The sequence below is a fragment of the Deinococcus sp. AB2017081 genome (assembly GCF_034440735.1).
Taxonomy (GTDB): Bacteria; Deinococcota; Deinococci; order Deinococcales; family Deinococcaceae; genus Deinococcus; species Deinococcus rufus.
On record NZ_CP140098.1, the window covers coordinates 2,704,689 to 2,718,909 of the forward strand.

The window sequence follows — 14,221 nt, forward strand, 5'->3', positions numbered from 1 at the left end:
CCCTATACACTGGAGGGATGGAGCTTCTTCTCGACCTGCACCCCGACGCCTACCCCCTGGAGGGCTTCCGCAGGCGGCAGCTGCTGGACTGGGTGTACGGACAGGGCGTGGGCACCTTCGACGCCATGACCAATCTGCCCACCGAACTGCGTGCAGAGCTGGCGGCGACGTACCACCTCAGCCCCTACCGGGAGATTGAGACGGTGCGCAGCGCGGACGGTTCCGTGAAGTACCTGTTCACGCTGCACGACGGCCGGCAGATGGAAGCCGTGTACATGCCCTATCTGGATCGCAAGACCATCTGCGTGTCCACCATGGTCGGCTGCCCCGCGAAGTGCGCGTTCTGCGCGACGGGCGCGATGGGCTTCGGCCGGAACCTGACCCCCGGCGAGATCGTCGGGCAGATCCTGGCGGTGGCGGGCGGCGAGGGGCTGGAGCCGCGTGAGCTGCGCAATCTGGTGTTCATGGGCATGGGCGAGCCCCTGCTGAACTACGCGAACACCATGACGGCGGCCCGGATCCTGCTGCACCCCCTGGCCCTGGGCATGAGCAAGCGCCGCGTCACCCTGTCGACCGTGGGCCTGCCAAAGGGCATCCGGCAGCTGGCCGCCGAGGACGACCTGGGCATCAAGCTGGCGATCAGCCTGCACGCCCCGGACGACGCGACCCGCAACACGATCATTCCGACCGGTCACCGCAACTCGGTCGCGGAGATCATGGACGCCGCCCGCGAATACCAGGCAGCGACCGGGCGGCGCGTGACCTTCGAGTACGCCATGCTGCGCGGCGTGAACGACCACCTGTGGCAGGCCGAGGAACTGGCCGGGCTGCTGCGCGGGCTGGTCAGCCACGTGAACCTGATCCCCATGAACCCCTGGGAGGGTTCGGGCTTCGAGTCCAGCAGCGAGGATCAGATCCAGGCCTTCTACGACGCGCTGGAGGCACGCGGCATTGACGTCAGCGTGCGGCGCTCGCGCGGAAAGGATGCCGGCGCCGCCTGCGGTCAGCTCGCCCTGAAACGCCCCGGCGCGGTCGCCGGCACCGCCTGAGACACGTGTTCTTTCCGGCATGCTGTGACAGATGAGTAAGGGTTCAGCAAGACGTGAATGCTACGCTATACGCGTTTCCGCACTCCAGGAGGCTTTCAGGTGACGCAACCGATCCACTACGTACTGACCGGCCTGCTGCTGGCCGTCGCCACGTCCGCCTCTGCCCAGACCCTGGTGGAGACGGTGACGACCACCAGCATTCAGAACACCCTCAACACCAGCAATGCCACCAACACGCTGAAGGTGCCGGTCGTGCCTGGAGCGCCCTCAGCGACGGATCCGGCCACCGCGCCGACCCCTGGGGCCACCCCCGCCCCGGCGGTGACCATCACGCCCCTGACTGCCGGACAGCAGCAGCTGCTGAAAACGGCGCAGCTCGCATTCCAGGCCGGCCAGTTCGCGCAGGCCCGCCGGCAGTACGAGGCGCTGGTGGCCGCCAACTACACCAACCCGGAGCCGCACTTCGGGCTGGCCCTGACCCTGCTCGCGCAGAAGGACGACAGGGGAGCGGCGTTCGAACTGGGTCAGTTCACGGCCCTGGCACCCGACCGCTTTGAGGGGCCATACAACCTGGGCGTGATCGCCACCCGCGCCGGCCGCTACGAGGACGCCCTGAAGCTGTACGGCGACGCCGCAGCCCTGATGAAAGACAAGGCCTCGCCCGCCGCACAGCGGCAGGTGCTCGACGCCCTGGCGACCGAGCAGACTCGCAGGGCGGATTTCGCGGCCCTGACCACGACCCTGGCGGCCGTAGTCGCCCTCGATCCTGCGGATGAGGACGCGCAGTTCCGACTGGCCCAGGCCCGGACGCTGTCCGGCCAGGGTGCGGCCGCGCTGCCGGGCGTATATGCCCTGCTGAAACGCGCGCCCGGCCGCGCCGACGCTGCGCTCCTGCTGGCCGACATCTATGTCGCGCAGGGTCTGCCGGACCGCGGCCTGAGGGAACTCAACGCCGCACTGACGCGTGTGACGGCACCGGCCGACCGCAGCGACCTGCTGCTGCGCAAGGCGAACCTGCTGGCCGCCGCAGGCGACACGCGTGGAGCCGTGGTGTCGGCCCAGAATGCCACCCGCGAGAACGGCCGCAACGCCGCCGCCTTCGCCCGGCTGGGCGAGCTGCGCCTGTCTCGGGGCGACCGGCCCGGTGCGCTCGTTGCCTACCAGAACGCGGTTCGGCTCGTGCCCCGGAATGCCGCGTACCGCGTGGCGCTGGCCGGCGTGCACCTCAGCCTGAACCACGGCAGCGAGGCCAGCAGCGAGGCCAGCGCCGCGCTGACCCTCAACCCGACCGGAATGACCCTGGCCCGTGCACAGTACGTTCAGGGAGTGACCGCCTACCGGCAGAAACAGTACGCGGCGGCCCTCAAGGCCCTCGGGGCGAGCCACGCGGCCGCCCCCAGCGCCGACGCCTCGCTGTGGCTGGGCCTGAGTGCCTACGCCGCCGGGGACTACACCCTGGCCTCGACCGCCCTGACCGAGAGCGTGAAGCTCGACCCCACGCCCACCGCCCGCCAGAACCTCGCATCCGCGCTGCTCGCCAGTGCCCGCTACCCTGAAGCGGAGGCGGTGCTGCGCGGCCTGGTCACCGAAAACGCCCGCAACGCCGAGGCGTGGTACATGCTCGGACTGGCCCAGCGTGCGCAGCAGCGTGAGCAGGAGGCCCGCACCTCTCTGAAAACCGCCGCCACCCTCGGCAGCGTCCGCGCACAGGGAGCCCTGAAGTGACGGGGTCGGCGCCCCGGGCCCGCCGCTGGCCCGACATCCTGATCGGCGTGCTGGTGCTGCTGCTGCTCGTGGGCTTCGGCCTGCTGCTGCTGCGCCCCGACCCCCGCACGGCCGGCGTGACCACCACGCCGGAGCCCGCGACCGAGACCGCACCCACGACACCGACTGCCGACACCAGCGCCATTCCGGCGGCACCCGGCGGGGCGACCGACACGGCGACTGCCGGGGATCAGGCCACCGGCACCCAGCCGACCGGCACGCCCGACGTCGCCGCTGACGGCAGCGCCGCCGAACCCCCGACCATTGCGGCCGCCCCCGTGGAGGCGACGCCACCGATCAGCTCGACCGCGCCCACCGCCGAACCCACCGGGGCAGCCGCGACTCCGGAGACCGGCACCACGACACCTGAAGCCCAGCCCCCGGCCGCCGGTTCAGCGACGCCCCGATCCGGTGGTGCGGTCGCCACCAGTGAGTCCCGGGTTCCGCTGCGGAGTGACTACCGCATCACCCTGGGGACGTTCAGCACCGCGCAGGCCGCCGGCAACGCGGCTGCGCCGGTCAGTGCCCTCGGGTACACCGTCTACCCCATCGACCTCGGCTCGCAGGTCGTCGCGCAGGTCGGCCCCTTCGAGGACGAGGCCACAGCGCGGCAGGCCCTGGCCGATATCCAGCGGGCGTACCCGGGTGCCCTGCTGTATCCCCCCCGGAACCGCAGTCTCACCCAGGGCAACAGCACCGGTGCCACACCGACATCGGGTGGCCGCACCACTGCGGCGGCATCCAGCACCCCGGCCGCCGTTCCGGGTGGCCCGACGTACCTCCAGGTCGGTGCCTTCGACCGCGTGGACAGCGCCCAGAAACTCGTCCAGACGCTGCGCGACCTCGGCTACAACCCCACCGTGAACGCTCCGGATGGCAAGAAGGTCACGGTGCTGGTCGGGCCATACACCGGGGACGCCGTCACCCGCACCGAGACCCGCCTGAGCGAGAATGGCCTCGACCACTTCCGGGTGCGGTGAAGTGGCGGAAATTCCCACCGCCGCGATCAGCCGGCTCGTCACGTATCTCCGGATTCTCGAACAGCTCGAAACACAGGACGTGAGCCGCACCAGCAGCAGCGACCTGGCCGAACGCGCCGGGGTCAGTGCCTTTCAGGTGCGCAAGGATCTCGCGTACTTTGGCCGCTTCGGCACGCGCGGCATGGGCTACACGGTGCCGGTGCTCAAACGCGAACTCGTGCGGGTGCTGGGCCTGAACCAGACATGGAATGTCGTCATCGTCGGGATGGGCCGCCTGGGGCAGGCCATTGCCAATTACCCCGGTGCCAGCGATTACCAGTTCCAGTACGCTGGCCTCTTTGACGTCAGCCCCAGCATCGTGGGGCAGCAGATCCGCAACCTGACCGTCCGCCACATGGACGATCTGAAAGCCTTCGTTGCCCAGAACACTGTGGACATGGGCTTCCTGGCCGTCCCCCCGGATCGTGCCCAGGACGCCGCCCAGGCGCTCGTGGACGCTGGCGTGCGGGGCATCCTGAATTTCGCCCCGGTCGTCATTCAGCCGCCGGCCGAGAACGGAGCGCAAGAAATCAGTGATGAGTGGCGTGCTGTCATTGTCGAGAATGTGGACTTCCTCGCCGGCATGAAGCGCCTCGCCTTCTACATCCTCAACCCGCACCTGAAAGACGCTCCCCTGACGGAGGACACTGAATGAAGAAGCTGCTTGCTCTGCCCATGCTCGCCCTGCTGATCGCTTCGTGCGGCAGCGCCCCGGGTCAGGTTACTGGAAACAGCCGCGCATCCGTCGGTATTTTTGTGAACGATACCGAGGCGGTCGAAGTGGCGACCAAAGCCGTCACCCCGGCGACTGACACAGCTCCTGCAAAGGTCTCATGGACCATCACACCCGGTAAGGGCGTGACCTTCACCTTCATGACTCGGCCCGGCTCAGACGCCGTGTATATCACTGGCTACCGGATCGTCCGAGATGTCCTCTCAACAGCAAGTGGAACCACGACGTCGACGACATCACCTCAGGTGAATAAGGCTGACGTGTATCTCACGTCCGGGTACCTCTGTAAAACGCGCAATGGCCTGAACTCCTGTCCCTTCGTGGGTACGCCCGATGACCCCACCACACCTGCCAACGGCGTGCCTGCAGATCTGAACATCGGACTGGATGGTGGCCTGGGGAGCCTCGTTGTCGCGACCGATGCGAGCGTAGGCCGTGTGAGTGACCTGGAATTCTACGGTACCAGCAGCAATGGTCAGCCGGTCACGGTTAAGGTCACGAACGTGGTCAGTGGAGGGGTCAAACAGGGAGACGAATAAGCTCCAACCGATGTGAAAATGGCCCGCAGTCCGTGGTCGGTCGATGCGGGCCATACCACTTCAGTGATCAGAACTTGATCGTGTACTCCGCAAACCCGTCCTCGCGGGTACGTACCAGCGTCGCGCCAGCGGGCAGGGCCTTCTGGGCGGCGGGACTGCTGACGTACAGCAGGGTCACGCCGGGGATGGGGGTGAGCTTCCAGTTGCCGTCGGCGGTGGGGTTCACCGTCTTCTGCTCACTGAAAAACCCGACCAGGGCCTGCCGGGTCTCGTCTGGAGCCGCCAGGACGATATTCTTCCCGTCCAGGCCTGGGAAGCTGCCACCACCCGAGGCGCGGTAGTTGTTGGTGGCGACGACGTACTTCGCGGCGGGGTCGATGGGCTTGCCCTGATACTGCAGGTTCTTGATCCGGTGGGCGCCAGCATTCACGACCTCGCCCTTGCTGCCGTACCGGCTGGGCTGCGTGACGTCGATCTCATAGGTCACGCCGTCAATCACGTCGAAGTTGTAGGTCGGGAAGCTGTCGTCGACGAGCACCTGGGGCTCGGTCTTCGCCGGGTCGATCTGGCGGAACTGCCCAGCCGAGCGCTCCAGCCAGTCCTGCACCTGCGCACCGGTGACCACGACGGCCTGCACGGTGTTCGGGTACACATACAGGTCGGCAACGTTCTTGATGGCGAGCGTGCCGGCCGGAATATCGGTGTAGTAGCTGGGGCCGCTGCGCCCACCGGCCTTGAAGGGCGCGGCGGCCGACAGCACCGGCAGATCCTTGTATTCGGTCGTGCTCAGGGCATTCTTGACGTACGCGGTCTGGGCATTGCTGACGAGCTGCACGCTGGGATCGTCCTGCGCGAGCGCCCAGTACGAGGTGATGGGCGCGGTCAGATCCGCGACCTTGCCGCGCACGTAGGTCAGGGTGCCCTCGTGGGCGGCCTTCACGGCGGCGGCGATCTGCGGATCAGGCGTGACCAGACTCTTCTTGGCTGCCGCGTCCCAGATCGGGCGCACCGACGCCTTGCCGGCGCTGATCACCCAGCGGTTGCCCTTCTTCGTCAGGGTCAGATCCACGATGCCGAGATCGTTGCCCCAGAAGCCGGCCATGACGACGGGCTTGCCGTTGATGGTGCCGTTGTCGATGTCCGCACCGGGAATGCTCTTGTACACCGGGCCGGGGAACACCTGGTGACTGTGGCCGGAGAGCACCACGTCCACCCCATCCACCTTGGTGAGCTCGGTGGCGACATTCTCCTGGCCGGGCTGGTAGTCGGCCGTGATACCGCTGTGCGCGATGGCGACGATGAGGTCTGCGCCCCGGGCCTTCATCTCGGGAACGAACTTGCGGGCCGTCTCGACGATGTCGCGGGTGGTGACCTTGCCATCGAGGTGGCTCTTGTCCCACTGCACGATCTGCGGCGGGAGCAGGCCGATCACGCCGACATTGATGTAGTACGGCCGGCCATAGGTATCGCGCACGAGCTTGCGCTGGATCAGATACGGCGTGAAGGCATTCTTGTCGTTGGCCGGGTTGCCGTCCCCGTCCTCGGCATAGGTGTTCGCGCTGACGATGGGCATGGGCGACGCCGCGACGACCTGCTGGATGAAGGGCAGACCGTAGTTGAATTCATGGTTACCCAGGTTGCCGGCATCGTACTTCAGCAGCGCCATGGCCGCGTGCATGGGGTGCATGGTGCCGGGCGCCAGGGGCTTGATCCGGGCCACGTAGTCGCCCAGCGGGGTGCCCTGGATCAGGTCACCATTGTCGTACAGCAGGGTGTTGACCTTCTCCGTCCGGGCCTGCTTGATCAGCGTGGCGGTGTATTCCAGGCCGTATTCGCCGGTCGGCTTGTCCTGGTAATAGTCGTACCCCAGGGCGTTGGTATGGAGATCCGTGGTTTCCAGAATACGGAGGTCGACGGTCTGAGCGCCGGCCGCGCCGAGCAGCAGCGCACCGATCAGAAAGGCGGTGTGTTTCATCGGATGCAGGATACGCCCCCCGGTCAGGGGGGTGTCTGCTGTGTGGCAGTTGGTGGACAGGTGGTGGAGACCACCACCGACATGGTGTGGGCAGCGGCCGTCGCAGATCGGCGCATCTGCATCTGCACTGCACTCCACCCCTGCACATCAAGTGTGTTCCCGGGCGCTCTCCTCGACCGCGACAGCGCGTGCGTTGTACGTCCTGCTCTGCTTGCATGTCTCAACGACCGCCGTCTCCAGCGAACATCGGCCCCGTCAAGTGATTGACGGGGCCGATGACCTACAGGGCGACGTTCAGTCGAGGCTCAGGACGGATCGCGGGCCGGTTCGCGGGTCTTGCGCACCTTGGGGAGCACGCCCTCCAGATCCGCTGGCGTGATCGGCCGCTCCTGCGCTCCCAGGCTGGTCGCCGCCAGGGCACCGGCGGCGTTGGCGGCGCGCGCCGCCTCGGCCATGTTCACGCCGCCCAGCACCGCATGCGCGAAGGTGGCGGTGAAGGTATCGCCGGCCCCCGTGGTGTCCACGACATCGCCCTCTGGGAGCACGGCGTCCACGAGTTCGGTATCGGTGGGTGTCCAGGTGATCGAGCCCATCTTGCCGACCTTGACCACCACGCGCTGCGCCCCCGCCTGGCCGAGCTTCGCCAGGGCGGCGCTGATGCTGCCGGTGCCGGTCAGGGCCTGAAGTTCGTGCTGGTTGAGGGTCAGGTAGTCGGCTCCGATGACGTCGTCCAGCAGGCTGGTGCTGGCCTTGTTCACGGCCCCGGTACCGAGGTCGACGAAGACCGGCACGGGCTTCTTGGCATTCCGGGCATACGCGATGGCCTGCCGGGCGTACTCGCGCTGCGGCCCCTCGATCAGGGCGTAGGCGTTGACGATCAGGGCGTCGCTGGTCTCGATGTCCTTCTTTTTCAGCTTGACCGGATCGAGTTCGCGGTTGGCAGCGCCGTCGCTGATCATGGCCCGCTCGCCGCTGCCGGTCTGCATGACGGTAATGGTGCTGGTCAGCAGGTGTTCGTCGCGCTGGATGGCGCCCTCGCCGACGCCGCTCTGCCGCACGTGGCTCAGGGCGTAGTCTGCAAACGGATCGACCCCGACCCGGGCGGCCAGGGTGACCGTGTGTCCCAGGCGGGCCAGGGTCACGCTGATCGTGCCGCCGGCGCCGCCGGGCTTCATGCTGGCCTGGAGCGGCGTGACTTCCTCGCCGGAGCGCGGCAGACGGGTCAGGTGATACAGGTGGTCGACGGTGACATCGCCGATAACGTAGAACTTCACGGTGAAGACCTCCGGGGCCGGCGTGCTGGCCCCTGCTGGGTGATGGTGTGGGGTTGAACTGGTCGGTGACCTGATTTACCGTACCACGCCGAGTTCCCGCGCAACGGACTGCAGTGCAGCCAGGGGGACGTCCTCGGCCCGCACGTCGGGCCGCAGCTGCGTGCGGGTCAGGGCTGCATCGATGGCGTCTGCAGCGTATCCCACAAGACGCAGGTTGTTGCGCAGCGTCTTGCGGCGGTGGTGCAGGGCCGCCTCGACGAAGCGCAGCAGCGCCGGTTCCGGCAGCGGCCGGCTGCGGTCGAAATCGAGCCGCATGACGGCACTCGTCACGTCGGGGGCGGGCAGGAAGGCCCCACGGGGCACGTCGCGCACATGCCGCACAGTGCCGTGCAGGGCGGCCAGGGCACTCAGGAAGCCGTAGGCATCCTCGCCTGGGCGGGCGGTCAGGCGCTGGCCGACCTCCTTCTGCACGAGCACGGTGGCCGACTCGATGGCCGGAGCGTTCATGAACCGTGACAGCAGCACGCCGGTGATGTAGTACGGCAGGTTGGCGACCACCCGCGTGCCGGGCTCCAGCGACGCGTAATCGAACTCCAGCGCGTCGCCCCACACGATCTGCACGTCCAGTCCGGCCAGCGTCTCGGCCAGCACGGGACGCAGCCGCTCGTCCTTTTCCAGCGCGGTGACGCGGGCGCCACGTCGGGCGGCCTCGCCGGTCAGCACCCCCAGGCCGGGGCCGACCTCCAGCACCGGCACACCGGGCGCGGCGCCGCCGGCCTCCGCGATGGCCCGCAGGATGTTGCCGTCGATCAGGAAATTCTGACCCAGGCTCTTCGTGGGCCGCAGCCCGTGCCGGTCGAGCAGTTCCCGCACGCGGGCCGGCGAGTACAGGGGTGGGGTACGGGCAGGATCGCCGTGGGCGGCACTGTGGGCATCGGGCTGGGACTGGGACACGGCTGACTCCATTGACTCCATCGTGACCGGCGCGTGTGGAACCGTCCGGCAGGCGCGTCAGTATACTCTCGCCATGACCGATCCCGCCGGAGTGACGCGCCAGGACGCTCCGGATCTGGCCCTGCCGGATCTGGGTGACCTGATCCGGGCCGGTGAGTGGCGCCGTGCCCTGGCCACCGCCCGCGTGGGCCGGGCTGACGCCGAGCTCGAAGACGCGCTGTCGGCCGTAGTCGGCATTCTGGAGGCCGTGCGGGCCCGGCGGGCGCCCGCCGCCCGGCGGGCCCTGCGCGACCTGCGCGAGGCGCTGGCGGGGGGCACGGCTCCCGAGTTCACGGTGCTGCGCCGACACCTCGACCTGGACGCCATCGAGGCCGCGCTGACGGCGGTGTCCACACGGGCTGCCGACCTGCCCGAACAGGCCGATCTGGAGGCCAGCCTGGCCCCGGCGCTGACCGTGGCCCTCACGCGGGCCGAGGCGCTGAACACCCTGGGGGTGAGGGCCGCCGCCCTGGGCGACACCGACCGTGCCCGCGACCTGTTCGAGGAGGCCCTGGCGAGCGATCCCGGACACTACCGCGCCATGACGAACCTGGGCAACCTCAGCCTGGAGGCCGGTGACGCCGGGGCCGCCGAGGCCCGCTACCGCGAGGCGATCCGGTTGAACGCCGAGTTCGACGGCGCCCACCACAACCTGGGCGTGGCGCTGCGGCGTCAGGGCCGTGTGGGCGAGGCCGTCGGCGCGATCCGCCGGGGCCAGCGGCTGGGCATGCGCCGCTCGAAGGACGACACGGAGGCCGAGATGAAGGAGCAGTTTGCCGCCACGCCGGTGCTGCGCTGGGGCCGGATGGCGCTGCTGGTGGTGATCGTGGTGCTGGTGGCGCTGGCGCTGCGCAGCGCGGTCGGCTGACCGGTGTCCACGCCCGGCTCGCCGCAGTGGGTGCTCGGCCCGGACGGTGCCCGCCGCATCGACGCCCGGCTGGACAGAGCGCGGCTGCTGGATCTGACCATGGAAGACGCGGGGCGGGCGGTGGCCGATGCCGTGTCGGCCCGCGCAGGCGGGGGCCGGATCCTGCTGCTGGCGGGCGGCGGCGCGAACGGCGGCGACGCCTTCGTGGCCGCCCGGCACCTGATGGTGCGGGGCATGGAGGCGGCGGTGCTCGCCCGGCCCTCGACCCACCCACTGACCGTGCTGAACCGGCGGCGCTGGCGGGCGGTCGGCGGCGCCGTGGCCGCGCTGGGGCCGGCGACCCTGCGCCGTGAGCTGCGCGGCGCGGCCGTGGTCGTGGACGGCCTGCTGGGCACCGGCTTCACGCCCCCGCTGCGCCCGGCGCTGGCGGAACTCACGGGGATGGTGAACGCCTGGCGCCACGCCGCTGGGCAGGTCGTGTCGATCGACGTGCCCAGCGGCGTACACGCGACCGACGCCCACGTGCCGGACGGGGCCATGCAGGCCGACGCGACCGTGACGTTCATGGGCATCAAGCCGGCCCTGCTGTTCGGCCCCGCCGCCGCCCTGGCGGGCGAGGTGACGGTCGCTCCGCTGTCGGTCATGCCGGCGTGGATCGAACAGGAGGCACTGGCGGCGTGGCCCACCGACGCGCGGGTGGCGGCCCTGCTGCCCCGCCGCCATGCCGACGCCCACAAGGGCACCGCCGGGCGGGTGTGGATCGTGGGCGGCCACCCCGGCACCACCGGCGCTCCGGCCCTGGCCGGGGTGGGCGCACTGCGGGCCGGGGCCGGTCTGGTCACCGTGCACTCCACCGCCGACGTACCGCTGATCACCGCCGAGTTGATGGTGCGGCGGCACGCGGCGTGGACACCTGCCCTGACACGGCTGCGTGACGCGCCCCGGCCCGACGCCGTGGCGGTCGGGATGGGGCTGGGGCCGGAGGCGGTCGCGGTGACGCGCGAGCTGCTCTCGTGGGAGATTCCCGCCGTCGTGGACGCCGATGCCCTGCAGCCAGACCTGGCCGGTGCCGGGCACGACCGGGTGATCTGGACGCCGCATCCCGGCGAGGCCGCCAGACTGCTCGGCTGCGCCACCACCGAGATCACTGCGGATCCGCTGGGGATCGCGCGAGCCCTCCACGACCGGCTGGGCGGCGTGGTCGTCCTGAAGGGCGGCCCGAGCGTGGTGGCCCACGCCGGCGGGCTGAGCGTGGCGCGGGGCGGGCATCCGGGAATGGCCAGCGCCGGCATGGGCGACACACTGTCGGGCGTCCTGGTGGCGCTGCTGGGCCAGGGCATGACCGCGCCGGACGCGGCGGTCGCCGGCGTGCGTCTGCACGCTCGGGCCGGCGAGCGGGCCGGGGCCGCACACGGATATGGTCTGATCGCCTCGGACGTGGCACAGGAACTGGGCGGCGCGTGGATGGACGTGATCCGCAGTGGCCCGGCGGGCCCATGGTACGGTCGCTAGCATGCAGGGCCTGCTGAGTGATATTCCGCTGCTGGGCGCACTCGAACTGATCCATGCGACCCGGCAGACCGGGGTGCTGGAGGTGCAGACGGAGGTGCCCTACACGGTCGCGTTCGTGGGCGGTGAGATCGTGTCGGGCGGGATTGTCGACTGGATCGGTCTGGATGCCCTGTATGCCAGTCCCCTGCTGGCCGAGGTCGGGTCGTTCGCCTTCGAGCGCCGCGCCGTGACCGGCCGGGCACTGGGCGCGTTCAACCACGTGATGTCCGACTGGGCCCGCACGACCGACGAATGGAAGGAGATCTGTGCGGTCATCGGCAGCCCCAGCCGGTACTACCGGGGTGCCGAGCCCCTGTTCGATCTGGAGGGCGGTCGCTCGGTGCGGGCGGTGGCCCGCGAGGCGGAGGTGCCGGTCGTCCAGGTGGCACAGTTCGTGGTGAAGGCCCGGCGCGAGGGTCGGCTGGAGGCCAGAGACCGCTTCGAGTGGTTCCGCCTGCGACTCCAGGCGGTGCCCGGCCGTTCCGGTCGCCTGCCGGAGCCGATGCCGCCCCTGGGCCACCTGGTCGACCGCGGCGAGATCACCCTGCGCGAGGCCCGCGCCCGGCTGCTGGGCGAGCTGCGCACGGGGCTGCGCTTTCCGGGCAGCGGCTGGGTCTGGCGGGACCTGGTCTGGGAAGTGCAGCAGGACATGGAGTCGGCCACGCCCCGCTGAGCGACCGGGCCGTCAGGGCGGCCGGTATAGAATGCCGCCCATGCTGTTCGTGTCCATGCTGCTGCTCGCTGTGGCCTTCCTCGTGGGAAGTGCGCCGGTCGGGCACACCCTGCTGGCCCGCGTCGGCGTGGACGGACGCATGCACAGCGCGTACAACCTGGGCGTCGAGAACGTCCTGCGCCGCGTGGGGCCGGGGCTGGCATTGACCACGGCGCTGCTGGACGCGGCCAAGGGCTTCGTGGCTGTGCTGATGGCCGCGAGCATCCAGGTGCCGGAGGTGGCGGTGCTGGGTGCGCTGGCCGCGTACCTGGGCCACCTCAATCCGCCGCCGCGCCTGTACGGCCCGATGCCGCCGCGCGGCCGGGGCAATCTGGTGCTGCTGGGCGTGCTGGCCGGGCTGGCCGTCACGCAGGCTGTGCCCCTGTGGGCCGCCGCCCTGCCGGTCGTGGTGTACGCGGCCGTCAGCGGGTACTGGGGCTTTGTCACGCTGGGCACCCTGTCGGGCCTGTTCGCCTTCGCGCTGACGGTGGGGCTGCTGCCCACGCCGGTACCGGCGAAACTGGCGGCGCTGGGCCTGCTGATCGCGGCGACGTGGCGCTTCAAGGAGAACCTGGGCCGCATCCTGGACGGCACCGAACCCCGGCTGGGTGACGCCGTGCCGCTGGCCGGACAGCGCGCCGACGAGGTCGTCACGGCCTTCATGATCCATCCGATGACGCTGGAGAACTTCTGGCAGGCGCGGAGATTTGCGTGGCTGCGGCCTCTGGTCGAGCGGGGGCTGGTCAGCGAGGCCAGCGTCCGGGATCTGGCCCGGACGCTGCGGCCCATGAAGGTCGGCGAACTCCACGGCATCCGCACGGTCGATGGCAAGAGCATCCGCTGCTACCTGCTCTCCAGCCCCCTGCTGCCCGACGTGTTCCGCGACGACCCGGAGCTGGCGACGCGCCGGGCCATCGAGGGGGCACGGCTGGCCCGTGAGCTGGGCGCCGAGGTCTTCGGCCTGGGCGCGTTCTGGTCGGTCGTGGGCAACAAGGGCCTGGACGTGCAGGCCGCGGTGCCCGAGATCACGATCACGAACGGCGGGGCGTACACGTCGGGCACCATCAAGGCCGCGATTCCCGGCATTCTGGAGCACTTTGCCGCCACGGGCCGCGACCTCAGGGAGGCGACGGCGGCGGTGGTCGGCGCGAACGGTGTGGTCGCCTTCGGGATCGCCCGTACCATTGCCCCGCAGGTCAAACGCCTGATCATGGTCGGGCGCGACCTCGAACGCCTGGAACGCAGCGCCGCCACCCTGCGCCGGGCCGTGAAGGACACCGAGATCATCACGACGACCTCGTATGACGGCCTGCGCGAGGCCGCGCTGATCTTCACCGCGACCAGCGACCCCAATCCCGTCATCTTCCCGCAGCACGTGCAGCCCGGCGCGTGGATCTTCGACGAGGGCCGCCCCGCCGACGTGGACGAGAGCGTCCGGACCGTGCCGGGGGTGCGGATCATTCCGGGCGGCGTGGTGCGCCCGCCGGGCGGCATGACCAGCCACATTGACCTCCAGTTCGGAGAGGGCGCGGTGCCCGCGTGTCTGGCCGAGACGCTGATCATCGCCGCGACCGGCGAGCACGGCCGCAAGAGCCTGGGCCAGCAGACCCTGTCCGAAAACATCAATTTCTTCGTCGAAGAGGCGCACAAGCTGGGCTTTGAGGTCGTGGACTGAGGTGAGGGAACCGCTGTCACGGCTCCGGTGACAGCAGGCTTCAAGCCGACCGCTGTTCCGTGCGTCACA

General features: G+C 69.8%; 12 protein-coding genes. 9 read left to right on the forward strand and 3 right to left on the reverse strand.

Annotated features, from left to right (window positions below; translation table 11 throughout):
- Positions 1-17: 17 nt before the first annotated feature.
- The 5 genes from rlmN to U2P90_RS13140 all read left to right on the forward strand — a co-directional run bounded on the left by rlmN (position 18) and on the right by U2P90_RS13140 (position 5,104).
- Positions 18-1,049: a 23S rRNA (adenine(2503)-C(2))-methyltransferase RlmN gene (rlmN, locus tag U2P90_RS13120; protein ID WP_295818363.1), complete on the forward strand. Its 1,032-nt coding sequence runs from the start codon at positions 18-20 to the stop codon at positions 1,047-1,049.
- A gap of 99 nt (positions 1,050-1,148) precedes the next feature.
- On the forward strand, positions 1,149-2,774 hold the full coding sequence (locus U2P90_RS13125) for a tetratricopeptide repeat protein (RefSeq protein WP_322472478.1): 1,626 nt from the start codon (positions 1,149-1,151) through the stop codon (positions 2,772-2,774).
- Complete coding sequence (locus U2P90_RS13130) at positions 2,771-3,793, forward strand: SPOR domain-containing protein (RefSeq protein ID WP_322472479.1); 1,023 nt, start codon at positions 2,771-2,773, stop codon at positions 3,791-3,793. The genes U2P90_RS13125 and U2P90_RS13130 overlap by 4 nt, the downstream gene beginning before the upstream one ends.
- A gap of 1 nt (position 3,794) precedes the next feature.
- Positions 3,795-4,487: a redox-sensing transcriptional repressor Rex gene (locus U2P90_RS13135; RefSeq protein WP_295818356.1), complete on the forward strand. Its 693-nt coding sequence runs from the start codon at positions 3,795-3,797 to the stop codon at positions 4,485-4,487.
- Positions 4,484-5,104 (forward strand): hypothetical protein, encoded by a 621-nt coding sequence (locus tag U2P90_RS13140; RefSeq protein WP_322472480.1) that lies wholly within the window; start codon positions 4,484-4,486, stop codon positions 5,102-5,104. Before U2P90_RS13135 ends, U2P90_RS13140 begins: the two co-directional genes overlap by 4 nt.
- Before the next feature lie 67 nt (positions 5,105-5,171).
- On the opposite strand, the gene cpdB is transcribed toward U2P90_RS13140, so the two are convergent.
- From cpdB to rsmA, 3 genes are all read right to left on the reverse strand, one after another.
- Positions 5,172-7,079 (reverse strand): 2',3'-cyclic-nucleotide 2'-phosphodiesterase, encoded by a 1,908-nt coding sequence (cpdB, locus tag U2P90_RS13145; RefSeq protein ID WP_322472481.1) that lies wholly within the window; start codon positions 7,077-7,079, stop codon positions 5,172-5,174.
- Positions 7,080-7,384: 305 nt separating this feature from the next.
- Positions 7,385-8,353 carry a carbohydrate kinase family protein gene (locus tag U2P90_RS13150; protein WP_322472482.1) on the reverse strand — a complete coding sequence of 323 codons (969 nt, stop codon included), beginning with the start codon at positions 8,351-8,353 and terminating at the stop codon, positions 7,385-7,387.
- Between the two features lie 75 nt (positions 8,354-8,428).
- Positions 8,429-9,307, reverse strand: a complete 879-nt coding sequence (gene rsmA, locus U2P90_RS13155) for a 16S rRNA (adenine(1518)-N(6)/adenine(1519)-N(6))-dimethyltransferase RsmA (protein ID WP_322472483.1) — start codon at positions 9,305-9,307, stop codon at positions 8,429-8,431.
- 73 nt (positions 9,308-9,380) lie between these two features.
- Between rsmA and U2P90_RS13160 the strand changes: the two genes are divergently transcribed.
- The 4 genes from U2P90_RS13160 (at position 9,381) to U2P90_RS13175 (ending at position 14,152) form a co-directional block, all read left to right on the forward strand.
- Positions 9,381-10,214 carry a tetratricopeptide repeat protein gene (locus U2P90_RS13160; RefSeq protein WP_322472484.1) on the forward strand — a complete coding sequence of 278 codons (834 nt, stop codon included), beginning with the start codon at positions 9,381-9,383 and terminating at the stop codon, positions 10,212-10,214.
- 99 nt (positions 10,215-10,313) lie between these two features.
- Entirely contained in the window at positions 10,314-11,726 is a 1,413-nt protein-coding gene (locus U2P90_RS13165) for an NAD(P)H-hydrate dehydratase (protein ID WP_322474699.1), read from the forward strand.
- A 1-nt stretch (position 11,727) separates the two neighbouring features.
- A complete protein-coding gene (locus tag U2P90_RS13170; protein WP_322472485.1) occupies positions 11,728-12,438 on the forward strand; it encodes a DUF4388 domain-containing protein in 711 nt (236 codons plus the stop codon).
- Between the two features lie 40 nt (positions 12,439-12,478).
- Entirely contained in the window at positions 12,479-14,152 is a 1,674-nt protein-coding gene (locus tag U2P90_RS13175; RefSeq protein ID WP_322472486.1) for a glycerol-3-phosphate acyltransferase, read from the forward strand.
- Positions 14,153-14,221 lie beyond the last annotated feature (69 nt).